General features: G+C 72.9%; 23 protein-coding genes. 13 read left to right on the forward strand and 10 right to left on the reverse strand.

Annotated elements, in window-relative coordinates; translation table 11 throughout:
- Nucleotides 1–124: 124 nt before the first annotated feature.
- Both ACIBVP_RS07125 and ACIBVP_RS07130 read right to left on the reverse strand, forming a co-directional pair.
- The gene (locus ACIBVP_RS07125; protein ID WP_396105102.1) at nt 125–937 is read right to left on the reverse strand and encodes an IclR family transcriptional regulator; all 813 of its coding nucleotides are present in this window, start codon (nt 935–937) and stop codon (nt 125–127) included.
- Nucleotides 938–1,008: 71 nt separating this feature from the next.
- Nucleotides 1,009–1,356 (reverse strand): RidA family protein, encoded by a 348-nt coding sequence (locus tag ACIBVP_RS07130; RefSeq protein WP_396105103.1) that lies wholly within the window; start codon nt 1,354–1,356, stop codon nt 1,009–1,011.
- A 57-nt stretch (nt 1,357–1,413) separates the two neighbouring features.
- Between ACIBVP_RS07130 and ACIBVP_RS07135 the strand changes: the two genes are divergently transcribed.
- Entirely contained in the window at nt 1,414–1,881 is a 468-nt protein-coding gene (locus tag ACIBVP_RS07135; protein ID WP_396105104.1) for an NUDIX domain-containing protein, read from the forward strand.
- On the opposite strand, the gene ACIBVP_RS07140 is transcribed toward ACIBVP_RS07135, so the two are convergent.
- Complete coding sequence (locus ACIBVP_RS07140; RefSeq protein WP_396105105.1) at nt 1,878–2,207, reverse strand: hypothetical protein; 330 nt, start codon at nt 2,205–2,207, stop codon at nt 1,878–1,880. The genes ACIBVP_RS07135 and ACIBVP_RS07140 overlap by 4 nt on opposite strands.
- Nucleotides 2,208–2,264: 57 nt before the next feature.
- Here ACIBVP_RS07140 and ACIBVP_RS07145 point away from each other — a divergent pair, with 57 nt between their 5' ends.
- The 3 genes from ACIBVP_RS07145 (at nt 2,265) to ACIBVP_RS07155 (ending at nt 6,141) form a co-directional block, all read left to right on the forward strand.
- A complete protein-coding gene (locus ACIBVP_RS07145; RefSeq protein ID WP_396105106.1) occupies nt 2,265–3,326 on the forward strand; it encodes an MFS transporter in 1,062 nt (353 codons plus the stop codon).
- Between the two features lie 71 nt (nt 3,327–3,397).
- Complete coding sequence (locus ACIBVP_RS07150; protein WP_396105107.1) at nt 3,398–5,299, forward strand: DUF2339 domain-containing protein; 1,902 nt, start codon at nt 3,398–3,400, stop codon at nt 5,297–5,299.
- A 203-nt stretch (nt 5,300–5,502) separates the two neighbouring features.
- On the forward strand, nt 5,503–6,141 hold the full coding sequence (locus tag ACIBVP_RS07155; RefSeq protein WP_396105108.1) for a TVP38/TMEM64 family protein: 639 nt from the start codon (nt 5,503–5,505) through the stop codon (nt 6,139–6,141).
- A 4-nt stretch (nt 6,142–6,145) separates the two neighbouring features.
- Here the strand turns inward: ACIBVP_RS07155 and argG are convergent, their stop codons facing one another.
- Together argG and ACIBVP_RS07165 are read right to left on the reverse strand one after the other, a co-directional pair.
- Nucleotides 6,146–7,594 carry an argininosuccinate synthase gene (gene argG / locus ACIBVP_RS07160; protein WP_396105109.1) on the reverse strand — a complete coding sequence of 483 codons (1,449 nt, stop codon included), beginning with the start codon at nt 7,592–7,594 and terminating at the stop codon, nt 6,146–6,148.
- Between the two features lie 49 nt (nt 7,595–7,643).
- Nucleotides 7,644–9,884 (reverse strand): helix-turn-helix domain-containing protein, encoded by a 2,241-nt coding sequence (locus tag ACIBVP_RS07165; protein ID WP_396105110.1) that lies wholly within the window; start codon nt 9,882–9,884, stop codon nt 7,644–7,646.
- Between the two features lie 146 nt (nt 9,885–10,030).
- On the opposite strand from ACIBVP_RS07165, the gene ACIBVP_RS07170 reads away from it, so the two are divergent.
- Together ACIBVP_RS07170 and ACIBVP_RS07175 are read left to right on the forward strand one after the other, a co-directional pair.
- Nucleotides 10,031–10,357, forward strand: a complete 327-nt coding sequence (locus ACIBVP_RS07170) for a putative quinol monooxygenase (RefSeq protein ID WP_396105111.1) — start codon at nt 10,031–10,033, stop codon at nt 10,355–10,357.
- Nucleotides 10,358–10,379: 22 nt separating this feature from the next.
- Nucleotides 10,380–10,766 (forward strand): hypothetical protein, encoded by a 387-nt coding sequence (locus tag ACIBVP_RS07175; protein WP_396105112.1) that lies wholly within the window; start codon nt 10,380–10,382, stop codon nt 10,764–10,766.
- A 12-nt stretch (nt 10,767–10,778) separates the two neighbouring features.
- On the opposite strand, the gene ACIBVP_RS07180 is transcribed toward ACIBVP_RS07175, so the two are convergent.
- From ACIBVP_RS07180 to ACIBVP_RS07190, 3 genes are all read right to left on the reverse strand, one after another.
- Nucleotides 10,779–12,134, reverse strand: a complete 1,356-nt coding sequence (locus ACIBVP_RS07180; protein ID WP_396105113.1) for a DUF4241 domain-containing protein — start codon at nt 12,132–12,134, stop codon at nt 10,779–10,781.
- Nucleotides 12,135–12,237: 103 nt separating this feature from the next.
- Nucleotides 12,238–14,223: an elongation factor G gene (gene fusA, locus ACIBVP_RS07185; protein WP_396105114.1), complete on the reverse strand. Its 1,986-nt coding sequence runs from the start codon at nt 14,221–14,223 to the stop codon at nt 12,238–12,240.
- A 262-nt stretch (nt 14,224–14,485) separates the two neighbouring features.
- Nucleotides 14,486–15,340 (reverse strand): hypothetical protein, encoded by an 855-nt coding sequence (locus ACIBVP_RS07190; RefSeq protein WP_396105115.1) that lies wholly within the window; start codon nt 15,338–15,340, stop codon nt 14,486–14,488.
- 233 nt (nt 15,341–15,573) lie between these two features.
- On the opposite strand from ACIBVP_RS07190, the gene ACIBVP_RS07195 reads away from it, so the two are divergent.
- Together ACIBVP_RS07195 and ACIBVP_RS07200 are read left to right on the forward strand one after the other, a co-directional pair.
- Nucleotides 15,574–16,686 (forward strand): WD40/YVTN/BNR-like repeat-containing protein, encoded by a 1,113-nt coding sequence (locus ACIBVP_RS07195; RefSeq protein WP_396105116.1) that lies wholly within the window; start codon nt 15,574–15,576, stop codon nt 16,684–16,686.
- Nucleotides 16,683–16,982 (forward strand): MoaD/ThiS family protein, encoded by a 300-nt coding sequence (locus tag ACIBVP_RS07200; RefSeq protein WP_396105117.1) that lies wholly within the window; start codon nt 16,683–16,685, stop codon nt 16,980–16,982. The genes ACIBVP_RS07195 and ACIBVP_RS07200 overlap by 4 nt, the downstream gene beginning before the upstream one ends.
- Before the next feature lie 5 nt (nt 16,983–16,987).
- On the opposite strand, the gene ACIBVP_RS07205 is transcribed toward ACIBVP_RS07200, so the two are convergent.
- Together ACIBVP_RS07205 and ACIBVP_RS07210 are read right to left on the reverse strand one after the other, a co-directional pair.
- Nucleotides 16,988–17,884 carry an SDR family NAD(P)-dependent oxidoreductase gene (locus tag ACIBVP_RS07205; protein WP_396105118.1) on the reverse strand — a complete coding sequence of 299 codons (897 nt, stop codon included), beginning with the start codon at nt 17,882–17,884 and terminating at the stop codon, nt 16,988–16,990.
- Nucleotides 17,885–17,939: 55 nt separating this feature from the next.
- Nucleotides 17,940–18,974: a PucR family transcriptional regulator gene (locus ACIBVP_RS07210; protein ID WP_396105119.1), complete on the reverse strand. Its 1,035-nt coding sequence runs from the start codon at nt 18,972–18,974 to the stop codon at nt 17,940–17,942.
- A gap of 94 nt (nt 18,975–19,068) precedes the next feature.
- Between ACIBVP_RS07210 and ACIBVP_RS07215 the strand changes: the two genes are divergently transcribed.
- From ACIBVP_RS07215 to ACIBVP_RS07235, 5 genes are read left to right on the forward strand one after another with little or no spacing between them, the layout of a single operon-like run.
- Complete coding sequence (locus ACIBVP_RS07215; protein ID WP_396105846.1) at nt 19,069–19,965, forward strand: alpha/beta hydrolase; 897 nt, start codon at nt 19,069–19,071, stop codon at nt 19,963–19,965.
- 7 nt (nt 19,966–19,972) lie between these two features.
- On the forward strand, nt 19,973–21,040 hold the full coding sequence (locus tag ACIBVP_RS07220) for a serine hydrolase domain-containing protein (protein ID WP_396105120.1): 1,068 nt from the start codon (nt 19,973–19,975) through the stop codon (nt 21,038–21,040).
- On the forward strand, nt 21,033–22,757 hold the full coding sequence (locus ACIBVP_RS07225; protein ID WP_396105121.1) for an ABC transporter ATP-binding protein: 1,725 nt from the start codon (nt 21,033–21,035) through the stop codon (nt 22,755–22,757). The genes ACIBVP_RS07220 and ACIBVP_RS07225 overlap by 8 nt, the downstream gene beginning before the upstream one ends.
- Nucleotides 22,754–24,454, forward strand: coding sequence for an ABC transporter ATP-binding protein (locus ACIBVP_RS07230; protein WP_396105122.1), 1,701 nt, complete (start codon nt 22,754–22,756; stop codon nt 24,452–24,454). Before ACIBVP_RS07225 ends, ACIBVP_RS07230 begins: the two co-directional genes overlap by 4 nt.
- 31 nt (nt 24,455–24,485) lie before the next feature.
- On the forward strand, nt 24,486–25,055 hold the full coding sequence (locus ACIBVP_RS07235) for a TetR/AcrR family transcriptional regulator (protein ID WP_396105123.1): 570 nt from the start codon (nt 24,486–24,488) through the stop codon (nt 25,053–25,055).

Below are 25,055 nucleotides of genomic sequence, written 5' to 3' on the forward strand. Positions count from 1 at the left end.
CCCGGTGCCCCCGCCCACCACCTCGGGGTGGGGCGGGGGGCTCAGTCGGTTTTGTGTTTTGCGGCCAGGGCGACATTAGCCCAGAAACACACAACTCGTTATGTTCTGGCGCGCGACTCGCGGGTCAGTGGTCCAGTTGGCCTAGTTCCAGGGCCATTGCTTCTTGTTCGATCTGGTCTCTGGCTCGCTTCAGCGCGGTGACGATGTCGTTCTCCCGGGCCGGGGTGAGGCGGGCGAGGGGGACCGAGCAGCTGATGGCATCCGCCGACGGTTCGGCGTAGCGCAGTGGGACGGCGAAGCACTGCACGCCGGTGGTGTTCTCCTCGCGGTCGACCGCGTGGCCCTGGTCGCGGGCCTTCGCGAGGTCGGCGACGAGCGTGACGCGGTCGGTGATCGTGTGCTCGGTGAGCGGCGCCAGCTCGGCCGGGAGGTGTTCGGGCAGGTCAGGGCCGTCCAGCTCGGCGAGCAGCGCCTTGCCCAGCGCGGTCGAGTACGCGGGCAGGCGCCTGCCGACGCGGCTGTGGGCCCGCAGGTACTGCCCGGACTCGCGGGTCACCAGGTACACCACGTCGACCCCGGACAGCCTGCCGAGGTGGAAGGTCTCGTCGAGCTGCTCACCCAGCCGGTCGAGCGCCGCCTTCGCGATCCGCACGTACGGGTCGGTGTCGAGGTACGTCGTGCCGGCGAGCAGGGCGCGGATGCCGATGCCGTACAGCGTGCCGGACGCGTCGGTGCGCACCCAGCCGTACTTGGTGAGCGTGCGGAGGACCGCGTAGCAGCTGCTGCGCGGCATGCCGAGCGCCTCGGAAAGCTCACGAAGACGCGCGGGCTTGTTGCGGCGCGCGGCCAGCAGCTCCAGCAGCTCCAGCGTGCGCGCCGCCGACTTGACCTCCCGCACACCGCCGACCTGCTCGCCGGTCTCGCCCGGTGCAGCCATCGATCCTCCCAGCGGAACCTTCGAGACGTGGAGGTCCACGCTACTGGCTCACCACGCGGACCGTGCCCCGGTCACCGGACCCTGGCGACCGCGTCGATCTCGACCACGGCGCCGCGGGGCAGCTCGGCGACGCCGACCACCGTGCGCGCGGGCCTCGGCTCGTTCCACAGCTCGATGTACTGCTCGTTCGCGAAGTCGCGCAGCGCCATGTCGGTGACGAAGTAGGTCAGCTTCACGACGTCCGCGAGCCCCACACCGACGGTCGCCATGCGCTGCTCCAGCTGCGCCATCGCGGCGTCCATGGCAGCACGGCCCCCGGGCACCACGGAACCGTCCGCCGCGAGCGGCAGCGACCCCGACACGAACACGAGCCCGTTGGCGACCACCGCGTCGCTGTACGGGTGTTGTGGATCAGTCATGGCTGGACCCTCTCACGGAGCGTCGGCGTGCCGGGTCAGGTGCCCTAGGGTGTCGGCATGCCGAAGACCAGCGCCGCGTTCCTCGTGTACCGCCACGGCGCGGACGGGCTCGAGGTGCTGATCGCACACATGGGCGGGCCGTTCTGGGCGCGCAAGGACGCGGGCGCGTGGTCGATCCCGAAGGGCGAGTACACCGACGGCGAGGAACCGCTCGCCGCCGCGCGTCGCGAGTTCGCCGAGGAGATGGGCTCGGCGCCGCCGGACGGGGAGGTCGTGCCCCTCGGCACGGTCAAGCAGTCGGGTGGGAAGTCGGTCACCACGTTCGCCGTCGAGGGTGACTTCGATCTCGCCGGGTTCCGGTCCAACACGTTCGAGCTGGAGTGGCCGCGCGGGTCCGGTCGGACGCAGGAGTTCCCCGAGGTCGACCGGGCCGAGTGGCTGCCGGTCGAGGTCGCGCGGGAGAAGCTGGTCAAGGGGCAGGTGCCCGTGCTGGACGCGCTCGTGGAGCGTCTCGGCGGGGACTAGGACCGCAGCCAGTGCGGGTCCTGTGTCTGGGGGACCCACGTCTGTTCGGCGTGCTGGCAGCCGGTGATCGCGTACCGGCGCACCCCGGCGACCACCAGCGGGTCGAGGTCCAGCCCCCGTTCCAGTTCCGCGCGCGAGGTCGTCGCGAAGATCGTGAGGTTGTCCGTGGGCACCTGGCCGGGCAGCAACCACCCGCGTTCGCGCTGGTCAAGGCACCACAGCAGGTGCTGGGCGAGCAACGCGCGGTTGGCAGGGGCATCCCACTGGAAGTCACCGCGGTTGTGGCCCAACGCGACGTACAACCGCTCCGGATCTTCGGGACTCACACCCTAGATAGTGCACCACCCGGCGGCGGGCGTGCCGGGACGTCCGGGAATACTCCAGTGCCGCGCGAGTTGCTGGGGGGCGAGATGGCCGGGCGCAACGTGCCGTTCTTCGCGGCGCTGACCGTCGACGCACTGGGCACGGGCACGTTCGTGCCGCTGTCCCTGCTGTACGTCGCCCGGGTCCCGAGGATCGACCTGGCCACGGTCGGCGTGCTGCTCAGCGTCGCCGCCGCGGCGAGCCTTCCGATGCCGGTCGTCACCGGTCACCTCGTCGACCGGTTCGGCCCGAAACCCGTGGTCGTCGCCGCGCACCTGCTGCAGGCGGCCGGGTTCGCCGCCTACCTCGCGGTGACCGGACCGGTGACGTCGCTGGTGGCGGCGACGGCCACCGCGGCGGGCCAGCGCGTGTTCTGGTCGTCGGTGTTCTCGCTGGTGGCGGAACTGGCGGAACGAGACGGCGACGGGAAGGCCCCCGAACGCTGGTTCGCCCTGGTCGGCATGGCGCAGACGGCCGGGCTCGGCGTCGGCGGGCTGGCGTCGGGGCTGCTGCTCGGCATCGGGACGCCGACGGTGTTCCGGCTCGCGGTCGCGGCGAACGCGGTCACGTTCCTGCTCGCCGCACTGCTGGTGCTGCTGGTGCGGGTCACCCACGACCGCCCGGCCGCCCGTGCCGACGGCGGGTACCGGGTGCTGCTGGCCGACCGGCCCTACCTGGGGCTGATCGCGACCAACACGGTGTTCGCGCTGTGCGGCATGTTCCTCGGGCTGGCGCTGCCGGTGTACGTGGCCGAGGGGTTGCCGGCGCCGGACTGGGTCGTGGGGCCGCTGTTGGCGGGCAACACGATCCTGCTCGCCGTGGGTCAGACGACGGCGGTGCGGATGGTGCGGGCCCTGACCCGTACGCGTGTGATGGCACTGTCCGGTGTGCTGTGGGCGGTGTGGGGCGTGGCGTGCGCGCTGGCGCTGGTCGTCCCGGCGGCCGTACTGGTGCCGTACCTGGCGGTGACCACACTGTGCTTCACCGCGGCCGCTGCCGTTCGTCGCGTTGTCGGTGCTGGCCCTGGTGGGTGCGGGAGCGATGCTGCTGCTGGCACGACGTCATTTCGCCGAGCGCGGTGACCGCATCGTGACGTCGGGCTGAGTAGTCGTACGGATCCGGCGGCCGGGGTGCGGACGATGTACTGAGGCGCATGGCTGACCACATATCGGCATCCCTGCCCCGATTAGCCGACGCACTGCTCGACGTCGGCGCCCGCCTGCGCGAGATCGGCGCGGAACTACACGCCTTGCAGGTCGAACCGGCGGTACAGGACAACGTCGCCGACGCGCCCGCCGCCAGGCCCGCACCCGTCACCCCGGCCGCCTCGCACCCCCAACCAGGACCGAGTCCGACGCCGACGGCCCCGCACCCCCAGCCGGCGCCGAGCCCGCTCAGCACGCCCGCCGTGCCGCGGCCCCAACCCGCACCGAGTCCGCACGGCTCGCCCGCCGTCCAGCCGACCCCCTGGTATCCGCCGCACCAGCCGCCGCCACCCCCCGGCCCCACGGTCTGGGAGCGCCTCAGCCGCGACGGTGCCGGCAGCCGCATCCTCGCCTGGGCCGGTGGCGTGGTCACCCTCGCCGGGGTCGTGCTGCTCCTCATCCTCGCCATCCAGCGCGGCTATCTCGGCCCGCTGCCGCGGGTGCTGCTCGGCGCCGGTCTCGGGTTCGTGCTCGCCGGGATCGGCACCCGCCTGCACCGCACACCCGCCGCCCGCACCGGGGCCTACGCCCTCGCCGCGACCGGTGTCGCCGTCCTCTACCTCGACGTCGTGGCCGCGACCTCGCTCTACCGGTTCCTCCCCGCGTGGGGTGGGCTCGTCGCCGGGCTCGCGGTGACCGCCGGTGGCGTCGCGCTGGCCGGGCGGTGGGGGTCGCAGCTGTTCGCGGTGTTCGTCGTCGTGTGTTGTGCGGTGTCGGCGCCCGTGATCACCGGCGGGTTCGACACCTTGCTGTTGTGCTTCCTGCTCGTGCTCCTGGCGGGCACCACGCCCGTCCAGCTCGCCAAGCGGTGGGGGCAGCTGCTGCTCGCCGCCGGTGTGCCGCCCGTCGTGGCGGCGGTGGTCAACGTGGGGCTCGCCGGACAGATCGGGGCGGACGCGACCATCACGGCGGTCCTCGCCGGGGTGACCAGCGCGGTCGTCATCCTGCTCGCGACCGCCACCACGCTGCGCAGGCCGGACGAGGAGTTCGCGCTCATCGTCCTCTACCTCGCGCCCGTGCCCGGGATGCTCGCCGCGTTGCTGCTCCCCCGCCCCGGCGCGACGATCCTGCCCGCGGCCGTCGGCGCGCTCCTCATCGGCGTCTGGGCGCTGGGCCACCGCACGGCGATGCGACCGGTCTTCGCCCTGTCCGCCGGTGGCATCGGGTCGCTCGCGATCGTGCAGGCCACCGCCACCGCGTTCGACGGGGACGCGCGCGCCATCGCATTCCTCGCCGAGGCGCTGCTCGTCGCGGTGCTCGCCGTGCGCGTCCGGCTCGCCGCCGCGCTCGCGCCGGCGGCGCTGTTCGGCCTCATCGGGTTCGTCATCGCGCTCGCGTACCCGGTCCGGCCGACGCTCGTCACCCGGCCGCCCGCGTGGGTGCTCGACACCAGCACCGCCGTGTCCCTGGGGTTGACCGGCGTCGTGCTCGCCGCGGCCGTGATCGTCCTGTGCTGGGCCGGGTTCCGGCTCGAGGTGCTCTCCGCCGAGGAACACACGCCGCACGGCTGGGTGCCCGCCGGGCTGGTCGCCCTCTACGGTTCCACCGCGGCGCTCGTCGCCGTCGGGCTGCTGATCTCCCCCGACCGCGACGGGTTCCTGCTCGGGCACGTGCTCGTCACCGTGTCGTGGACCGTCGGCGCCCTCGTGCTCCTGCTGCGTGGCATCGACTCCGGCGTCATGCGGGTCGCCGGGTTGTCGCTGGTGATCGCCGCGCTCGCCAAGCTCGTCCTGTTCGACCTGTCCTCGTTGGACGGCATGGCGCGGGTGGCGGCGTTCCTCGTCGCCGGGCTGGTGCTGCTCGCGGCCGGTGCGCGGTACGCCAAGCTCGTGGCGGCCCGCTCGCGCTAGTGTCCCGAGTCGGAAGTTGGTGCGCTTATCGGCGGATCCAGGTTTCCGCTGGCAAGGCGCCGATCCTCCCTCGTACCGGGTTGTACTTGGGTGGATCGGCAACGCCGCCAGCGGGAAGCTGGGCCGCCGAGAAGCGTGCCGAACTTTCGACTCGGGACACTAGTGTCGCGTGGACGGGGCGCTGGGCCGACTACACTGGCCGGGTGCCGCGAGTGGGGATCTTGGTGGCCGTCGGGCTGCTCGCGGCGTTGGTGGTCGCGGCCGTCGTGCTGCCCGTGCCCGACCCGGCACAGCTGCGGTCGTGGGTCTCGGGCGCGGGATGGGCCGCCCCCGTACTGCTGTTCGTCGCGTACGTGGTCGCCACGATGGTGCCCATTCCGCGGACGGTGTTCTCGCTGGCGTCCGGGCTGTTGCTCGGTCCGGTGGTCGGCGTGGCGGTGGCGTTGACGGCCACCGCGGTCAGCGCGCTGGGGAGCTTCGCGCTCGCGCGGTCGGTGGGCAGGCGGCTGGTCGCGCGGTACCTGGAACGGGACCGGGTGCGGGCCGTGGACGCACGACTGACCGGCGGCGGCTGGCTGGCGGTGGCGTCGCTGCGGATCATCCCGGCGATCCCGTTCCTGCCGACGAACTACGCGTGCGGGTTGTCGTCCGTGCGGGCGCGGCCGTACCTGGCGGGCACCATGGTCGGGAGCCTGCCCGGCACGGCCGCGGCCGTCGCGCTGGGCGACACGCTGACCGGGACCACTCCCCCGGCCCTGCTCGCCGTGTACGCGGTGCTGGCGGTGGCCGGTGCGGCGGGGTTGTGGTTCGCGATCCGCCGCCGCCCGGCCCTCCTTTCCTGAACCGTCAGTCGTTGCCCGCTTCCATGGCCGCGTGGTCGAGGAGCTCGTCGTCCTCCGCGACCTTCCCGCGGGACGCGATGACCTCCGCGCCGCCTTCCGGCATCGCGCCGATCAGGCCCGTCGACGCGGCCTGGGCGGCGCCGATCAGCGTCGGGTGTCCGCTGCCGACCATGCCAAGGCCCGCGTACTGCTCCAGCTTGGCGCGCGAGTCGGCGATGTCCAGGTTCCGCATGGTGAGCTGGCCGATGCGGTCCACCGGACCGAAGGCCGAGTCCTCGGTGCGTTCCATGGACAGCTTGTCCGGGTGGTAGCTGAACGCGGGGCCCGTGGTGTCCATGATCGAGTAGTCCTCGCCGCGGCGCAGGCGCAGGGTGACCTCGCCGGTGACGGCGGTGCCCACCCAGCGCTGGAGCGCCTCACGCAGCATCAGGGCCTGCGGGTCCAGCCAGCGGCCCTCGTACATGAGCCTGCCCAGCCGCCTGCCCTCGTGGTGGTAGCTCGACAGGGTGTCCTCGTTGTGGATCGCGTTCACCAGGCGCTCGTACGCCGCGTGCAGCAGCGCCATGCCCGGCGCTTCGTAGATGCCGCGGCTCTTCGCCTCGATCACACGGTTCTCGATCTGGTCGGACATGCCCATGCCGTGGCGGCCGCCGATGGCGTTGGCGGTCATCACCAGGTCGACGGCCGAGTCGAACTCCTGGCCGTTGATCGTGACCGGCCTGCCCTGTTCGAAGCCGATGGTGACGTCCTCGGGCAGGATCTCGACCTCGGCGTCCCAGAAGCGGACGCCCATGATCGGGTCGACGATCTCGATGCCGGTGTCGAGGTGTTCCAGCGACTTCGCCTCGTGGGTGGCGCCCCAGATGTTGGCGTCGGTGGAGTAGGCCTTCTCGGTGCTGTCGCGGTAGGGCAGGCCGCGGCTCTCCAGCCACTCGGACATCTCCTTGCGGCCGCCCAGCTCACCGACGAACTCCGCGTCGAGCCACGGCTTGTAGATCCGCAGCGACGGGTTCGCGAGCAGCCCGTAGCGGTAGAACCGCTCGATGTCGTTGCCCTTGAACGTGGACCCGTCACCCCAGATCTGGACGTCGTCCTCGAGCATCCTGCGTACCAGCAGGGTGCCCGTGACCGCGCGGCCCAGCGGTGTGGTGTTGAAGTAGACGCGGCCACCGGAGCGGATGTGGAACGCACCGCACGCGAGCGCGGCGAGACCTTCCTCGACCAGCGCGGCCCGGCAGTCGACGAGCCGCCCCAGCTCGGCGCCGTACGCCGCGGCGCGCCCGGGGATGGAGTCGATGTCGGGCTCGTCGTACTGGCCGATGTTCGCGGTGTAGGTGCACGGCACGGCACCCTTCTCGCGCATCCACGCGACCGCTACGGAGGTGTCGAGGCCGCCGGAGAAGGCGATGCCGACGCGTTCGCCGACAGGGAGCGAGGTGAGCACTTTGGACACGAGAGTCATTATGCATGGTGATGCATGACCATGCGAGTCCGGGTGGGGGTCATCCAGCGCGGCGCGAGCGGAACGACCGCGTCAGGTGGTCCTGCAGACGCGCGTGCCGGAACTGGTACACCGCCCCTGACCTGCGCAGAACACCCCGCTGGTACGCGTCTTCGAGGAAGGAGGGCAGCGACCACGGCACGCGACCGTTCAGCGGCAGCCACACCCGCGCGAACAGGAACCACGTCCCCCAGGCGGTGAGGCTCGCCACGCACAACCCCACCGCGAGCCCCAGCGCGACCCCGTAGGACAACCCGTACAGCAACCCCAGCCGCGGCCCGTGCACCACGGCGACGGTCGCCGTGTAGCCGAGGCACGTGACCAGGCCGAAGACCACCGACTGGACGGCCACGTTGCGGCGGTTCACACCGAGCAGGTTCACCGGGCTGACCGCCGTGCTGATGTCCACGGGCGCCTCGAAGTTCGCCAGCACGCCCCAGCACAGGCCCCAGATGAGCCCGAACGCCAGCCCGAACCCCACGGTGGCGTCGATCGAGGTTCCGATGCGGCCCACGATCCAGAACGTCGCGCCCAGCACGTTCGCGATGCCGAGGCCGGCGCCGAGCCCGGCCCCGACCGCACACCCGACCGCGAGCCGTCGCAGGAAGATCGTCCTCGAGCTGCTGCGGCCCCGCAGCTGGAGCCGCACCCGCGACGGGGCGAAGACGGTGCCGCCGAACGCCAGCACGGCACCGTGCGCGAGCCCGATGGTCAGCCCCACCGCGAGGCCCTCCATGGGCCCGGCGGCCAGCGCGGCGGACAGCCCGTTGCCCAGTCCCGCGTCCGGTGAGCCGACCCCGAACGCGTGGATGAGGCCGATCACGCACGCCGACAGGATCCCGGCGGCCAGGGCCAGCACCATCCCGCTCACCATCATCCGCAGCCACGCCGGCATCCGGTTGCCGAGCTGCCACCACGCCAGGTCGTGGGTGCCGAGCCGGTCGAGGTGGTGGGCGAGGAACCCGAGCCAGTGCTCGACCCGGTCCACGTCGTGGGTGCGTCCGCCCGGCTGCCGGTACGCCGCGGGCACGACCGTGCCGAGCAGGTGCCGCTCGATCGCCTCCGCGGTGGGGAAACGGCCGGTGTCCAGCAGTTCGGCCGGGTCGTGGTCGGGCGTGTCGCTGTAGACGGTCCGCGCGAGGCTCACCATCAGCGGCGTGGTCAGCACGGCCGCGAGGTCGCCGTCCGGGTGGTCGCGGACCCCGGCCAGCACCGGTTCCCACGCCGTGCCCGTCTCCCGGCGTTTGCGGGTCGTCCGAGGCAGGTAGTCAGCCAGGTCGGCCGCCGTCAGGTCACCGAGCAGGACCGCACCGGCCGAGGTCAGCACGTCGGTCGACGCCACCGCGGCGCGGTACTCGTCGATCCGGCTGGTCACGACCAGCGGCAGGGTCGTGGTGTTCAGCGCGGCGAGCGCGGCGCGGTGCAGGCCGTGCCCGATCTCGTCGAATCCGTCCAGTACGGGCAGGATCCGGCCGGTCTCCACGAGTGCCGCGGCGAGCGTGACGCCGCCGGGGCCCGGCGCGGCGAGGCCCGGGTGGTCACGCAGGAGCTGGGCGATCAGCCAGTCCCGCAGCGGGGTGGTGGCCGGGTGCCACGAGCCGACGGAGAAGACCACCGGCACCGGGTCGGCCGGTGTGGCCGCGTCGAGCATGCCCAGCACGAAGCGGATGGTGAGGATCGTCTTGCCGGAGCCCGCGCGGCCGAGCACCACCAACCGCCCGGAGGGGATGCGCCGGTAGACGCCGACGATGTCGTCCAGCTCGCCGGCCAGCGGCACCGGCTCGGCCGACTCCCCCGGTCCGGCCCGCCGGACGTTGAGCCAGGAGTCGATGAGCTCGCCGGGCGCGGCGGTCCAGCGGACCGGCAGCGGAACGGGGTCGTGGATCTGCCGCTGTTCCTCTTCGCGGCGCAGCCGGGCACGCAGTTCGTAGGCGAGCCGGTCGGCGGCCTCGGCGAGCGGATCGGGCCGCCCCGAGGGCACCGGGTCGGCCCGCGGCTGCTCGACGGGGACGACCGGCGGGTGCCTGTCGGCGGCGGCGAGGAGGTCGACCCGTTCGGCCGGGGTGAGCCCGAGCGCGGCGGCCAGCGCGTCGACGGTACCCATGCGCGGGTCGGTGTGGTCGCCGGTCTCCAGGCGCCGGACGGTGCGCACGCCGAGACCCGACCGCTCGGCCAGCGCCTCCTGCGTCAGCCCAGCCCGCACCCGGAACCCTCGCAGCAGCGGGCCGAACTGGCTCGCCATCCACACCCCTCCCGGTCGGGTCCCACCAAGATCCAACCCTAAGGGCAGCCGTCACGGGCGCGGGTGCGGACCTCGGCCCCGCGACGTCTCGCCGGCGACATATTGTCGAAGCCCGGTCCGGCCCAACCCCGTCCCGAAGGAGCGTCATGATCTTCATCACCGCCAAGTTCCGCGTCCTGCCGGAGCACGCGGACGACTGGCCCGCGATCACCCGCGAGTTCACCGAGGCCACCAGGGCCGAGCCGGGGTGCCTGTGGTTCGACTGGTCCCGCAGCGTCGACGACCCGAACGAGTACGTGCTGGTCGAGGCGTTCCGCGACGACGACGCGGGCGGCGAACACGTCCGGTCGGCGCACTTCGCGGCCGCGCGGGAGACGCTGCCGCCGCACCTCGCGGAGACCCCGCGCATCGTCAACGCCACGGTTCCGCAGCAGGACTGGTCCGAACTCGGCGAACTGGCCGTGCGGGACTGATCCGCTCACTACCGTGGCGGGCATGGCCGACGAGAGCGCACCGGCCGTGCGTGCCCTTCCCATGGCGGCCCGGCGGGGTCTGCTCCTCGCCGGGCTCGCCGTCGCGGGCTGGTCCGTGACCAGGGTCGTGCGGCTGGTCAGCGGCGACGACAGCGTGGTGGCCGACGACGACCCGCACGGCTACGTCGCGATCTTCTCCCTGGTGCTCACCCCGGTGCTGGCGCTCGCGGTCGTGACGCTCGTGACCGCCACGGTCGACCTGTGGCGGCGCGGCCGTTCCCGGCACCTCGCCCCGGGCGTCGCGCTCGCGTTGTCGGCACCGCTCGCGAGCCCGCTCGCCCTGGCCGCGCTGGCCGTCGGCGCCGCCATCGTCGCGGCCGCGGTCGTCGACCGGCGCACGAGGCCGTGAGTCCCGCCGTGATCAGCCGGGGGTGCCGGTGTCCACGTCCGGGATCATGAAGTCCACGACGAAGCAGGCGATGGCGCCGTCCTCGGTGCGGCCGAGCCAGGTCGGGTACGCACCGTCGGTCCAGCCGGCCACGACGACGAGGTCGGTGCCGGTCTCCGGGTCCGAGATCGTGCGGTAGGCGCGCTCGGACGCGCGGCTCAGCACGTCCTCGATCTCGGCCTCCTGGTAGGCCGAGACGCCGTCGGCGTCGACGAGCCCGATGGTGGCGGTGTCCACCGGGTTGCCGTAGAACTCGCCGTCGCCGAGCGCCAGTTCGTCGTCCCCGTCGCGCAGCGCGAGGTGCCACGACGCGACCGGTGCGTCCGTCACCCGCACCCGGCACGCGACGCTGCCCCACTTGTCGACGCGGAACACGTCCACCGGGTACTCGCCGGGTGGCACCGCGTCGGCGAGCGCCACCGAGTCCGCGTCGAGCCAGCCCGGGTCCGCGACCACCAGGCGCCCGCTGGGCAGGCGGATCGTGCCCGCCCCGACCCGTTCGATGGTGAGGACCTCGCCCTCCTCCGTGGTGAACCGCGTGCCCTCGGTGGTCATCTCGGTGACGTGGCGGGGCCGCAGCGGTCGCGGCGGACGCCACGGAAAACGGTCCGGGACGGCGTCGGGACCGGACCGGACGGTGACGGGACCGGTCGTCCCGGCGAGTGTCGGCCAGTCGCCGACCGCGGGGACGGCCATGTTCTGCTCCGGACGCACCGGTTCCGGCCAGTCCGCGCCCTCCCGTACGAGTTCCAGCAGGCCGTCGTCCCGAGCCACCGAGATGTCGACCCGGTCGATCTCGCCGCCGTCCCACAGCGCCCGCGCCCGGAACGCCGGCTCGTCGCCGTCGAACTCCGGCGTGCCCGGTTCCGGGTAGTGCCAGCTGCGGACCTCGAACAGCCGCAGCCGCTCGTCCGGCCACCGCCGGTACGCGACACCCCGGTACCGGCGGCCGCGGTCGTCGACGTTCCACAGCTCGGCGTGGTGGGCGGACCAGCACACCTCCACGACCGCCCGTGCCTTCCCGTCGACGAACGCCACCACGGCGTACTGCGCGCCCGCGGTGTCCTGGGCACGGGCGACCGCCTCGGACATCGGCGACACGGGGACACGTGCGGCCGCGTCCCACCCCGCGCAGTACACGACCGCCACCGGTCGCGTGGTCGGTGCGGGAACGTCGGCCACCGGCAGGTCGTCGAGGTCGGGCGTGGCGAACGACGGCGTGTCCGGTGTTCGTCTGGCGTTGGACACCGCGAGGACCCCGCCCGCCAGCAGGGCCGCGAGCGCCCCACCGGACAGCAGCACCGTTCTTCGCGAGACACCCTCGGCCATGCCGCTCCCCCGTTCGAGTGGTGCGCAGTCTAGGAAAACCAGGCCGCGCTCCAGACGACGGTGGTGGGTGGCCCCGCCCGTGCGGACGGGGCCACCCGTGACGTCATCCGGCCTTCGCCTTCGCGGGGACCGGGGCGTAGCCGGCAGGCTGGGCGGTGAACGTGCCCCGCCCGTGGGTCCGGCTGCGCAGGCGGTCGGCATACCCGAACAGCTCGGCCAGCGGCACCGTCGCGGTGATCGTCACCGTGCCGCCGCGTGCGGTCGACGCCGTGACCCTGCCCCGGCGCATGGCCAGGTCACCCAGCACGCCGCCCATGTCGTCCTCCGGCACGGTGACCGCGACCTCGGACACCGGTTCCAGCAACGTCATCGCGCACGCGCGCAACGCCTCCCGCAGCCCGAGCTTGCCCGCGGAGCGGAACGCCATCTCCGACGAGTCGTTCTGGTGCGTGGCCCCGTCGGTGAGCGTGACCTCCAGCCCGGTCACCGGGTGACCGCCGAGCGGGCCTTCGGACAACGCGTCCCGGCAACCGGCCTCCACCGCGCGGACGTACTCGCGTGGTACCCGGCCGCCGACAACGGTCGACCGGAACACGAAGTCCTGTCCGCTCGGGGCGACGTCCAGCACGACGTGGGCGAACTGGCCGGGGCCGCCGTCCTGCTTGACGAGCCGGAACACCGACCCGGTCACGCCGGACGCGACCGTCTCCCGGTAGGCCACCTCGGGCCGGCCGACCGCGACCGCCAGGCCGCGGCTGCGACGGATCTTCTCCACGGCCACCTCCAGGTGCAGCTCTCCCATGCCGGACAACACGGTCTGCCCGGTCTGCGCGTCGTTCCGGACGGTCAGCGACGGGTCCTCCTCGACCAGCTGCGCCAGCGCCGCCGCGAACCGTTCGGTGTCGGCGGACCTGCGTACCTCGACCGCCACGGACACCACCGGTTCGGTGGCCGACGGCGGTTCGAGGAGGACCGGGGCCGACCGCGCGCAGAGGCTGGCGCCGACGCGGGCGTGCTTCGGGCCGACCACGGCGACGATGTCACCGGCCGTCGCGTGCTCGAGTTCGGTGTGCCGGTCCGCCCGCACCCGCAGGATGCGAGCGATCCGCTCCCGGCGGTCCGCGCCGACGTCCACAACGGTCTCTCCTTTGTGGAGGGTGCCGGAGTACACGCGCACATAGGTCATCCGCCCCGTCGCCGTCGCGACCACCTTGAACACCAGCCCGGCGAACGGTGCCGCCGGGTCGACGCCGGGCACGTCCTCTGGCGAGGGCAGGTACTCGACGACGGCGGTCAGCAACGGCTCGATCCCGCGGTTGCGGTAGGCCGAACCGCACAGCACGACCACGACGTCACCGCGGAGGGTCAGGTCGCGCAGTGCCGCCGTCAACGTCGCCGAGGAGACCGCAGCCTCGGCGCAGAACTCCTCCATCGCGGCCGGATGTCGTTCCGCCACCGCTTCTTCGAGCTCGTGCCGCCGGCGCCGTGCCTCGGCCAGCAAGGCGTCCGGGACGGGTCCTTCGACCTTCGAGTCGTCGACCCACCGCACGGCACGCATTTCCAGCAAGTCGACCACACCGATGAATCCGTCCTCTCTTCCGATGGGTAACTGGACCGCGAGCGGCACCGGGTGCAGCCGTTGCCTGATCGATTCGACGGCCGCGTCCAGGTCGGCGCCCGCGCGGTCCATCTTGTTGACGAACGCGATCCTCGGCACGGCGTGCCGGTCGGCCTGCCGCCACACCGACTCGCTCTGCGGCTCGACACCCGCGACGGCGTCGAACACCACGACCGCGCCGTCGAGCACCCGCAGCGAACGTTCGACCTCGTCGGAGAAGTCGACGTGCCCGGGAGTGTCGATGAGGTTGAGCCAGTGGCCGTCCCAGGCACAGCTCACCGCGGCGGCGAAGATGGTGATGCCACGGTCCCGCTCCTGGGAGTCGAAGTCGGTGACGGTCGTCCCGTCGTGGACCTCGCCGCGTTTGTGGGTGGTGCCCGTCGCGTAGAGGATCCGTTCGGTGATGGTGGTCTTGCCCGCGTCGACGTGGGCGAGGATGCCGAGGTTGCGGACAGCGTTCAGCGATCGCACGGAATGGCCTTCCACAGGTGATCCGGAAAAGGTCGGCGCGATGCGCGGGACGAGCCGCACACGGACGGTGTCAGCGTGGGTTCGTCACCGGGTCCGGGACCGGGCGCGCAGCCGGCTCCGGAGACCCGGAGAGATCAGGATCACCTCGAACCGCGCACGGAGAACGGCGTCGTGACGGAACACGGCCGGCCTCCCTGTGCGTCTCGCTGATGCGTGATCGGCAGCACAGTAGTGGAACAGGACGGTGCGCGGAACCGATTTTTCACGTCACCGACCGGACGACGGTCTTCGGCGTCAGGCGGCCTTTCGCGGGTTCGCGGCTGATCGCGCCCGCCGAGGCCGCGGCCGTCAGCACGCCGATCGTGTCCGCGGGGCGGTAGATCGTCTCGTGCAGGGTGTGCCGCTGCAGGTCGGCGACCGTGCAGCTGCCCCGGCGGGCGAGCTCGTCCAGGAGTACGCGGCGCAGCGGAAGCAGCTGCGGGGTGAGCGAGATGTCGACGAGCGCGTGTTCGGCGTCGCGGGGGTCGCGGTAGCGGATGCCCGCGAACTCGTCGGCGGCCCACAGCTCGTTCTTGAACGTCGTGAGGTGTTTGTCGCTGCCGGTGGCGAACAGCAGCAGCCGGGAGTTCCCGTCGTCGTCGGCGAGTTCCACGGTGACCGCGTACGCCAGGCCCGCGTCCCGCAGCCATACCCGGTGGGCGCGCACGTCTTCCTCGGTGGCCGGTGGCAGCGCGAGCAGGACCTCACGTCCCTTGCCCGGCGGCAGCGAGTCGACGAGCCGCCACGCGGCCGGCTCGTCGAGCACACCGCCCTCGGTGGCGTCGACGTGCGCCAGCACCGGGCCGGTCACCGTCAGGTCGGCGGGATCGTCGACCGCCCGCACCGACAGCCCCGGCGGGGTTTCCGCGGGCGTCGTGCCCGCGGAAAGCAGCACGACGTCCAGTTCGTGCCCGGCGAGCCGGTCGGCGAACTCGCCGAAGACCCGCAACGCGGCCGAGTCGTCGCGGCCCGCCTCGACGTAGGTGGCGCGGCGGTGCGACCGCAGCACAGACGGTGTCCACGCGTCGAGGTAGCGCACGAGCACCTCACGCAGCACCGCCGTGTGCGGATCGGCCATACACCGGTTCTACCGTGGCCACCGGCCGCGCACCAGGGGGATCACCCGCCCTCGAAGCCGACGTCGGCGACGGGCGCCACCCGTTCGGGCGTACCGGCGGGGCGTGGCCGCCAGGCTGGTTCCGGCGACCGTGCGTACCCCGATCGTGTCGGTCCGCGTCTCGTCTCTGTTTTTGTCGGTGGGCGGTGCGACACTCGCGCGTGTCAACGACGACCCGACCTCAGGAGGAAGTCATGACCGGCGTTCGCGTGCTCGTCGGCACCCGCAAGGGGGCCTTCGTGCTGACCTCGGACAGCACCCGCAAGGAGTGGAACGTCTCCGGTCCCCACTTCGGTGGCTGGGAGGTCTACCACGTGGCGGGCTCGCCCGTGGATCCCGACCGCCTCTACGCGTCGCAGAACACGGCGTGGTTCGGCCAGCTCATCCAGCGCTCCGACGACGGCGGCACGACGTGGCGGCCGATGGGCAAGGACTTCGACTACGACGGCGACCCCGGCACGCACCAGTACTACGACGGGACCCAGGTGCCGTGGGAGTTCAAGCGGGTGTGGCACCTCGAACCGTCCCTGTCCGACCCGGACCTCGTGTACGCGGGCATCGAGGACGCCGGGTTCTTCCGCACCACCGACGGCGGCGGCAGCTGGCACGAGCTGCCCGGCCTGCGCGCGCACGGCACGGGGCCGTCGTGGGGGCCGGGCGCGGGCGGGCTGTGCCTGCACACGATCCTCCAGCACCCGACCGACCCGCAGCGGCTGTTCATCGCGATCTCGGCCGCGGGCGCGTTCCGCACCGACGACGGCGCGAAGACCTGGCAGGCGATCAACCGCGGCCTGGTCTCCGACGGCATCCCCGACCCCGACGCCGAGGTCGGCCACTGCGTGCACCGGCTCGCCATGCACCCGTCGCGGCCGGACACGCTGTTCATGCAGAAGCACTGGGACGTGATGCGTTCCGACGACGCGGGCGAGAACTGGCGGGAGATCAGCGGTGACCTGCCGACCGACTTCGGGTTCCCGATCGGGGTGCACGCCCACGAACCGGACACCGTCTACGTCGTCCCGATCACCAGCGACTCCGAGCACTACCCGCCGGAGGGCCGCCTGCGCGTGTACCGGTCCCGCACCGGCGGCGACGAGTGGGAGCCGCTCACGAAGGGCCTGCCGCAGGAGAACTGCTACGTCAACGTCCTGCGGGACGCCATGGCCATCGATCGCCTGGACGACTGCGGCATCTACTTCGGCACCACCGGCGGCCAGGTCTTCTGCTCCCCGGACGCGGGCGACACGTGGTCCCCGATCGTGAGCCACCTGCCCGCCGTGCTGTCGGTGGAGGTGCAGACGTTGTGAGTGTGCGCGTCAAGCTGCCCACCCACCTGCGGCGTCTCGCGGGCGTCGACGGCGAGGTGCGCGTCGACGTCGACGAGGAGGTCACGACGGCCACGGTGCTCACGGCGCTGGAGACGCGCTATCCCGTGCTGCGCGGCACCATCCGCGACACCGCGACCGGCCGCAGGCGGGCCTTCGTCCGGTACTTCGCGTGCGAGGAGGACCTCTCGCACGACCCGCCCGGCAAGCCGCTGCCCGCCCGCGTGGCGGACGGCTCCGAACCGTTCCTGGTGGTGGGTTCGATGGCGGGCGGCTGACCCGGTCAGGCGCGCACGCGTGGCGGCAGCCGGCGTTCGACGCCGTAGGGCTGCAGGTGCCGCGCGAGCGGACCGGCGAACGCGTCGGCCAGTGACGCCGGGGTCCACCCGGCGGCGGTCACGTGCGGGTGGTCGGCGAACGCGTTCGTGGTCACCACGGACACGCGTCGCCCGTCGAAGCGGAGGAACTGGCCGGTGATGCCCTCGGCGAGGTCGCTGAGCAGGAACGTCACGAGCGGCGCCACCGACTCGGGGGCCTTGTCCTCGATCCCGGCGAGCGGCGGTGCGTCCTGTGTGGACGGCGCGAGGTCGCGGCCGAGTGCGTGCGCCGTCATCCGGGTCAGCGCCATCGGCGAGATCGCGTTGACGCGGATGCCCGCCGCCTCCAGGTCGAGCGCCGAGCTGTAGGTGAGCGCGGCCAGGGCGCCCTTGGTCGCGGCGTACGTCGACACGCTCGGAAACCCGAACATGCCACCGGAGGATGCGTTGACGATCGCGCCGCCGCCACCGTCCCGCATGACCGCACTCGCCGCGGCCTGGCACTGCAGCGCGCCGAGCACGTTCACCAGCACCGCCCGGCGCATGGCGTGCGGAGTCTCGTCCCACGGCCGCGCCTCGTGGTACAGCCCCGCGTTGTTGACCAGGCCGTCGAGCCTGCCGAACGCCGCCACGCAGCGGGCGACCAACGCGTCGACGGCCTCGGGGTCGCTCACGTCGTGCCCGCTGGCGACCGCGACCCCACCCGCGGCGGTGATGTCGTCGACCACGGCCCGCGCCTCGGCCTCGTCGACGTCGTTGACCACCACCGACGCGCCCGCCGCGGCCAGGTCCAGCGCGTAGGCGCGGCCGAGCCCTCGACCGGCCCCGGTCACGATGGCCGCCTTGCCGCTGAGCACACCCATCACGACTCCGATCGTCAACGTCTGCGTAGATGTTGACAACAGGACGGGTGCGGCGTCAAGACACCCGCTCGTGCAGCCGCCACGCGGTGAGGGCGAGCCGCGCCCGGGTCAGGCCCGCGGGCCCGGTCAGCTCGATCCCCAGCGACTGCCCGACCTGTTCGAGCCGACGGGCGACGCTCGTGTGGTGCAGGTGCAGCAGGTCCGCGGCGCGGCGCAGCGAGCCGGTCGCGCAGTAGGCGTCGAGCGTGTCGAGGTCGTTCCCGGTCAGGCGGCCGATCGCCGCCACGTCGGCGTTGCCGCGGACGGTTTCCGGGGGCACGTGTGCCAGCAACGCCAGGGCGCCCAGCCGTTCGTACTCGACGACCGGCTGGCGTGCGGTGGCGAACCGCAACGCGGTGCGCGCCTCCTGCCACGAGCGGTCGGGGCTGGCCGCGACGCCGATGCCCGCCCGCACCCCCGCCGGGAACCGCGCCGGGTCCATCGTGGTGGCCAGGATGACGCCGACGTCGGCCAGTGGCGCCGCCTTCACCGGGCGGCCGGGGCAGATCAGGCCGCCGACCTGGTCGAGGGGCAGGTCCGCCCGCACGGCCGCCACGCGGATCGGGAGGTCGGCGGCGAACCCGAGCAGCCGCAACGCCCGGTGGCGCGCCGCCTCGTCGCTGTCGCCGCTGATCGCCAGTTCGACCAGCGCCGGGTCGGCCATCGTGGTGCGGGCCGGGCCGTACCGCTCGACGACCGCGGCCGCCGCGATGGCGAGCCGGTCCAGCACCACCTCGTCGAGCAGACCGCACGCGTCCGGTCGTTCCAGCCACGCGGTGCCGATCTCCTCGTCGTCGAGCGTGATCGGCACCGTCAGGGACGGCGTCCTCGGCGGGTCGGTCGCCGCCGTGCCGTGTGGCGAGTAGCGGATCACGCGGCCGGTGCCGTGCAGGCGGAGACCCACCACGCACTCCGCGAGACCGGCCGACGACCGCGCCAGCGCCGGCAGGTCCACCCGCCTGCGCATGAGCGTGTCGTAGAACATCACCACCCGGAGCGCGCCCTCGACGTGTGTGTCCAGCTGCGACAACCGCTCGGCCAGTGCCTCCATGTCCGCAGGATAGCGACGATCGGTGCGCGAACCGGCCGGCATGCGCGACGCGTGGCGGACGACCTCGACGGCGGCGGTCGCCAGGATGGTCGGCATGGATCCGGAACTCGAAGCGTTCGTCCCGCTGTTCCCGAAGGCCGATCTGGCCGACCCGGTCAGCTCGCGCGAGATGTTGGCCGGGCTGGCCGTCTCCGTGCCCGCCCCGGACGTGTCGGGCATGACGGTCGAGGACGTCATGGTGCCCGCCGACCCGGCGGTGCCGGTACGGATCTACCGGCCACAGGAGGCGCACGGCGCCATCGTCTGGCTGCACGGCGGCGGTTTCGTCATGGGCACCGTGGACACCGAACACCCGTGGGCCGCGCGGCTCGCGGACCTGTCGGGCGCGGTCGTCATCTCCGTCGGCTACCGCCTGGCACCCGAGAACCCGTTCCCGGCCGCGTTCGACGACGCCTACGCGGTGCTGAGCTGGGCCGTCGACCACGCTGCAGAGCTGGGTGTCGACCCGGAACGCGTCGCCGTCGGCGGGCACAGCGCGGGCGGCGGGCTCGCCGCCGGTGTGGCGTTGAAGGCCCGCGACGAGCAGGGCCCGCGGATCTGCTTCCAGCTGCTCAACCAGCCGGGGCTCGACGACCGGCAGGAGTCCTGGTCGGCGCGGAACGCCATCGACACGCCGTGGATGAACCGCGACAAGGTCGCCGCGGCGTGGCGGCACTACCTCGGCGGCGCTCCGGCCACGCCGTACGCGGCACCGGCCCGCGCCGAGGACCTGTCCGGTCTGCCGCCCGCGTACGTCGGCACGGCGGAGCTGTGCCCGAACCGCGACGAGGACATCGAGTACGCGGTGCGCATGCTCCGCGCGGGGGTGTCGGTCGAGCTGCACCAGTGGGCGGGCACGTTCCACGGGTCGCAGGCCATCGTGTCCGCCGAGGTGTCGCAGCGGCAGCTCGCCGAGCTGGGCGCGGCCCTGCGCCGCGGTCTGGCCGGGTGAGGCGGCCATGCTGAGAGCCGCTCTGGACGCCGTCCACCACGCGGGGATGCCCGGTGTCGCCGTGGAGGTCCGCGACGGTGAGCAGGTGTGGCGCGGCGCCGCCGGGGTCGCCGACCTCGAGACCGGCCGGCCCATGACGACCGACCTGCGGCTGCGCGTCGGCAGCGTCACCAAGACGTTCGTCTGCGCCGCGGTCATGCGGCAGGTGGAGCGGGGCAAGATCGACCTCGACGCGCCGGTCTCCCGCTACCTGCCGAAGCTGGTACGCGGCGATGTCGTCACGGTGCGCATGCTGATGAACCACACCAGCGGGTTCGCCGAGTACCTCCCCTACGCGTTCCCGTCGCTGCGCGGGCTGCCCACGAGCCGCGAGGTCTCGGCGGCGAGCATCGACCAGCACCGGTTCCGGCGGTGCGACCCGGCCGAACTGATCGAACTGGGGCTCGCGGCCCCCGCCGGGAACGAGCCCGGCGGCACCCCGGGCACCTACTCCAACACGAACTACCTGCTCGTCGGGCAGCTGCTGGCGGCGGTCACCGGCGTCGGCGCCGAGGAGTACGTCACCCGTGACGTCATCGAGCGCGCCGGACTCGAACACACCTGGTTCCCGGAGGGACCGGAGATCGGCCAGCCACGCCCCCGCATGTACGAGGCGCTGTTCGGGGTGATCGACCCGCCGCAGGACTACAGCGTCTACGACATGTCGTGGGCGGGGCCCGCCGCCTCGCTGGTGTCGACCCTCGCGGACCTCAACCGGTTCATGGGGCTGCTGTTCGGCGGCGAGGTCGTGACGGCGGCGTCGCTCGCGCAGATGCGGCGGACCGCACCCGTGATCAGCCAGGTGGGCGAGAAGATCGACTACGGCCTCGGCCTGCGGCGGTCCACGCTCCCCGACGGCCGGACCGTGTGGGTCAGCGACGGCACGGTGTGGGGCGCCGGGGCCACGGCGATGATCCGCGAGGACGGCTCGCGCCGGATGGCGGCCGCGGTGAACCTCGTGCGCTGGCGCAGGCCGAGCCCCCTCGACGAGGCGCTCCCCGCCCTCCACACCCAGGCGATGTGCGGCGATGTCTGACCGGGCCGGGTTGCTCCGCCCGCACCTGCCCGGTTTCGCGACCGTGGTCGTCCTGCAGGTGATCGGCGCCGTCGCGGGGTTGGCGCCGCTCATCGCCGTGGTCGAACTGGGCCGGGCGCTGCTGGTGCCCGGCCCGGTCGACCACGGACGCGTCTGGTTCGCGGTCGTCGCGGGTGCGCTCGGCCTGTTCGTGCGGCTGCTGTTCACGACCGCGTCGTCGGGCGTGGGGCACCTCCTCGACGACCGGATCCAGCTGGCGTTCCGCAGAGAGCTGGCGACCCGGCTCGGGCGCGTACCGATCGGCTGGTTCTCCCAGCGCCGGACCGGCGAGCTGGCGAAGGTGGTCGGCGAGGACGTGGGCGCCGTGCACCCGTTCATCGCCCACTCCCCCGGTGAGCTGGTCGCCGCGTTCGTGGTGCCGCTGGTGTCGCTGGCCTACCTGGTCACGATCGACTGGCGGCTCACGCTGATCACGCTCGTCCCGGTGGTGCTGGCCGTCGCCGCGGTGCCCTTGCTGCTGCGGCCCGTGCGGCTGCGTGAGCAGGAGGAGTTCGACGCGGCGATGGGCCGGATCGCCGACTCGGTCGTCGAGTTCGTGCAGGGCATCGCGGTGGTCAAGGCGTTCGGCGGCGCCGGACGCGCACACGGCCGGTTCGTCACGGCCGTGGACGACTTCGTGCGCACCTTCTACCGCTGGGTGACCGGACTGGCGCCGGTCGCGGCGGCGATGCAGCTGGCGCTGTCGCCTCCGTTCGTGCTGCTGGTCGTGCTCGTCGGCGGCGCGGCGCTGATCACCGGTGGTGGCTTGGCCCCCGCCGACCTGCTGCCCTTCCTGCTGCTGGGGCTCGGCCTCACCGCGCCGGTCGCCGCGCTCGGCCACGGGTTCGACGACCTGCAGGCGGCCCGGCGCGCGGTCGGCCGGATCCGGGCGGTGCTCGACGTTCCGCCGCTGCCGGAGCCGGCGCACCCCGTCACACCCGAGGGCCACCGGGTGGAGCTGCGGGACGTCCGGTTCGGCTACGACGAAGGGCACGAGGTGCTGCGCGGTGTCGACCTGGTGCTCGAACCGGGCACGGTCACCGCGGTCGTCGGCCCGTCGGGCAGCGGGAAGTCCACACTGGTCCGGCTGCTCCCGCGGTTCTTCGACCCCACGCACGGCTCGGTCTCGATCGGCGGTGCCGACCTGCGCTCGATGGGCGGCGGGCAGCTGCACCGGCTGGTGTCGTTCGTGTTCCAGGACGTGCGACTGCTGCGCGCGTCGGTCGCCGACAACATCGCACTGGCGGTGCCGCGGGCCGGCCACGACGACGTGGTCCGGGCGGCCCGGCTCGCACAGATCCACGACCGGATCCTTGAGCTGCCGCACGGCTACGACACGGTGCTCGGCGACGACATCACGCTCTCGGGTGGCGAGGCGCAGCGGATCTCCCTCGCACGCGCGCTGCTCGCCGACACCCCGGTGCTGGTGCTCGACGAGGCGACGGCGTTCGCCGACCCGCGGACCGAACACGCGGTGCGCCGGGCACTCGCGACGCTCGGGGGCGACCGGACGATCCTCGTCATCGCGCACCGGTTGGAGACCGTCGCCGACGCCGACACCGTCGTGGTGCTGGCGGACGGCGTGATCGCCGAGCGCGGCAGACCTGCCGAACTGCTGGCACGAGACGGGAGGTTCGCCGCGTTCTGGCGATCCCACGCAGGAGGCGACGTCCGATGATCCGCATGCTGCTGCGCGTACTGGGCCACGAGTACGCGGGACCGGTGCGCCGCACCGTCGCACTGATGACCACGACCGCGATCGTCGAGGGGCTGTCGTACGCGCTGCTCGTGCCGGTGCTGCGGGCGCTGCTCGGCAGCACACCGGGCGACGCGTGGCCGCCGTTGATCGCGTTCGGCGCCGCGGTAGCCGGGTACGCCGTGTTGCGTTACGTCAGCGACCTGGCCGGATTCCGCGCGGGAACGACGTTGCTGCACGGCATGTTCCACCGCTTCGGCGACCACCTGGCCCGGCTGCCGATCGGCTGGTACAGCCCGGCGCGGGTCGGGGAGCTGTCGGTGCTCGCGGGCAGCGGCGTCCTGAACGCGATGGGCGTGATCGCGCACCTGCTGGCGCCGTTCATCGCCGCGTGCGTGACCCCGTTGACGATCGTCGTCGTGATGCTCGCCCACGACTGGCGGATGGGCCTCGCCGCACTGGCGGCCGCCCCGGTGGTCGCGGCGATCCAGGTGTGGACGAGCCGGTCGACGTCCGCCGCCGACGCGGCACGCGCAGAACGCGAGCACGAGGCGACCGGCCGGGTGATCGAGTACCTGCGGGCCCAGCCGGTGCTGCGGGCGGGCGGCCGGACGACGGAACGGTTCCGCCTGCTCGACGACGCGCTGCGCGACCTGCGTCGGGCGTCGCGCCGGACGGTCGTGTCGGCGCTGCCGGGCGCGGTGGGGCTGGCGTTCGTGGTGCAGGCGATGTTCACCGGGTTGCTGGTGCTGGGCGCGTACCTGGCGCTCGGCGGGCACATCGGCGGCGCCGAGGTCGTCGCGATCCTGGTGCTGGCCGCCCGCTGCGCGGACCCGTTGCTGTCGCTGACCGACATCGCGGGCAAGCTGCGCGGCGCCCGTGCCGAACTGACACGGCTGGACGCGGTGCTGCGCACCGAGCCGCTGCCGGCACCGCCGTCGCCGGTGCGCCCGTCGCGGCACGACCTGGAGTTCGACGCGGTCGGCTTCCGTGCGCTCGAGGACGTGTCGCTGACCGTGCGGGAAGGACAGCGGCTGGCGGTGGTCGGCCCGTCCGGCGCGGGCAAGAGCACGCTGCTGGCTTTGGTGGCGCGGTTCCACGACGTGTCCTCGGGCGCGGTGCGCGTGGGTGGCGTGGACGTGCGCGCCATGGCCGCCGAGGACCTGATGTCGAGGATCGCGTTCGTGTTCCAGGACGTGTACCTGTTCGACGGGACCATCGAGGAGAACGTGCGCCTCGGCCGCCCGGACGCCGACGACGAGGCGGTCCGCGCGGCGGCGACCGCGGCCCGGCTGGACGAGGTGGTCGACCGACTGCCAGATGGCTGGTCGACGACCGTCGGCGAGGGCGGCGCGCTGCTGTCGGGCGGGGAACGCCAGCGGGTGTCGATCGCCCGGGCGTTGCTGAGGGACGCGCCGATCGTGTTGCTGGACGAGGTCACCTCGGCCCTGGACCCGGCGAACGAGGCGGCGGTCCACGAGGGCGTCGAACGCCTGGCGGCCGGCCGGACCGTGGTGATGGTGGCGCACCGGCTGCGCGCGGTCCAGCGCGCGGACCGCGTCGCGTTCCTCGACGACGGGCGGATCGTGGCACAGGGCACCCACGAGGAGCTACTCGGGCGGGACGGCCGCTACGCGGACTTCTGGTCCCTCACCACAGCGATCTCAATCACTGATTGAATCACTGTTGGGAATGTGGTCTGCTGGACGGGTGAGCGAACTGACCGAGGCGTCGACGCGGGCCCGTCTGCTCGCCGCCGCCGAGCAGGAGCTGCTGACCGCCGGGTACGACCGGTTGTCGGTGCGGGCGGTGAACGCGGCGGCGGGCATGAACCCGGCCGCGGTGCACTACCACTTCGGGTCCAAGGAGGCGCTCGTCGCGACGCTCCTGCAGGAGCGGCTCGGCCCGCTCTGGCAGCCCCGCCTCGCCGAGCTGACCGGAACGACGTCGGTGGCCGAGCTGGTCGACGTGGTGCTCGGCCCGCTGACCGGTCTGGCGGCGGACCCGGTCGGCAGGCTGCGCCTGCACCTGCTGGCCCGGTTCGTGCTCGGCCGCCGCGCCCCGGCGTTCACGGACCGGTGGTTCGACCTTTCTCCGTGGGTCGACCTGCTCCGGGAGGCTCGACCGGACCTGACCGTCCGGGAGGCACGCCGCCGCTGGGCGATGGCGTTCACCCTCATCCTCCACCACCACGGCGACCCGCTCGCGGACGTGCCGGCCGAGCCGACGGAGCCGGACTCGTTGCGCGCCTTCGTGATCGCGGGCCTGGACGGGCCGTGA

It is taken from the genome of Actinophytocola sp. NPDC049390, from assembly GCF_044466355.1.
Lineage (GTDB): Bacteria > Actinomycetota > Actinomycetes > Mycobacteriales > Pseudonocardiaceae > Actinophytocola.

What these genes read in the sequence shown, in the direction of transcription:
- ACIBVP_RS07125 (WP_396105102.1), bottom strand. Translation starts at nt 937, where the DNA reads ATGGCTGCACCGGGCGAGACCGGCGAGCAGGTCGGCGGTGTGCGGGAG.
- ACIBVP_RS07130 (WP_396105103.1), bottom strand. Translation starts at nt 1,356, where the DNA reads ATGACTGATCCACAACACCCGTACAGCGACGCGGTGGTCGCCAACGGG.
- ACIBVP_RS07135 (WP_396105104.1), top strand. Translation starts at nt 1,414, where the DNA reads ATGCCGAAGACCAGCGCCGCGTTCCTCGTGTACCGCCACGGCGCGGAC.
- ACIBVP_RS07150 (WP_396105107.1), top strand. Translation starts at nt 3,398, where the DNA reads ATGGCTGACCACATATCGGCATCCCTGCCCCGATTAGCCGACGCACTG.
- ACIBVP_RS07165 (WP_396105110.1), bottom strand. Translation starts at nt 9,884, where the DNA reads ATGGCGAGCCAGTTCGGCCCGCTGCTGCGAGGGTTCCGGGTGCGGGCT.
- ACIBVP_RS07170 (WP_396105111.1), top strand. Translation starts at nt 10,031, where the DNA reads ATGATCTTCATCACCGCCAAGTTCCGCGTCCTGCCGGAGCACGCGGAC.
- ACIBVP_RS07175 (WP_396105112.1), top strand. Translation starts at nt 10,380, where the DNA reads ATGGCCGACGAGAGCGCACCGGCCGTGCGTGCCCTTCCCATGGCGGCC.
- ACIBVP_RS07180 (WP_396105113.1), bottom strand. Translation starts at nt 12,134, where the DNA reads ATGGCCGAGGGTGTCTCGCGAAGAACGGTGCTGCTGTCCGGTGGGGCG.
- ACIBVP_RS07190 (WP_396105115.1), bottom strand. Translation starts at nt 15,340, where the DNA reads ATGGCCGATCCGCACACGGCGGTGCTGCGTGAGGTGCTCGTGCGCTAC.
- ACIBVP_RS07195 (WP_396105116.1), top strand. Translation starts at nt 15,574, where the DNA reads ATGACCGGCGTTCGCGTGCTCGTCGGCACCCGCAAGGGGGCCTTCGTG.
- ACIBVP_RS07205 (WP_396105118.1), bottom strand. Translation starts at nt 17,884, where the DNA reads ATGGGTGTGCTCAGCGGCAAGGCGGCCATCGTGACCGGGGCCGGTCGA.
- ACIBVP_RS07210 (WP_396105119.1), bottom strand. Translation starts at nt 18,974, where the DNA reads ATGGAGGCACTGGCCGAGCGGTTGTCGCAGCTGGACACACACGTCGAG.
- ACIBVP_RS07215 (WP_396105846.1), top strand. Translation starts at nt 19,069, where the DNA reads ATGGATCCGGAACTCGAAGCGTTCGTCCCGCTGTTCCCGAAGGCCGAT.
- ACIBVP_RS07220 (WP_396105120.1), top strand. Translation starts at nt 19,973, where the DNA reads ATGCTGAGAGCCGCTCTGGACGCCGTCCACCACGCGGGGATGCCCGGT.
- ACIBVP_RS07225 (WP_396105121.1), top strand. Translation starts at nt 21,033, where the DNA reads ATGTCTGACCGGGCCGGGTTGCTCCGCCCGCACCTGCCCGGTTTCGCG.
- ACIBVP_RS07230 (WP_396105122.1), top strand. Translation starts at nt 22,754, where the DNA reads ATGATCCGCATGCTGCTGCGCGTACTGGGCCACGAGTACGCGGGACCG.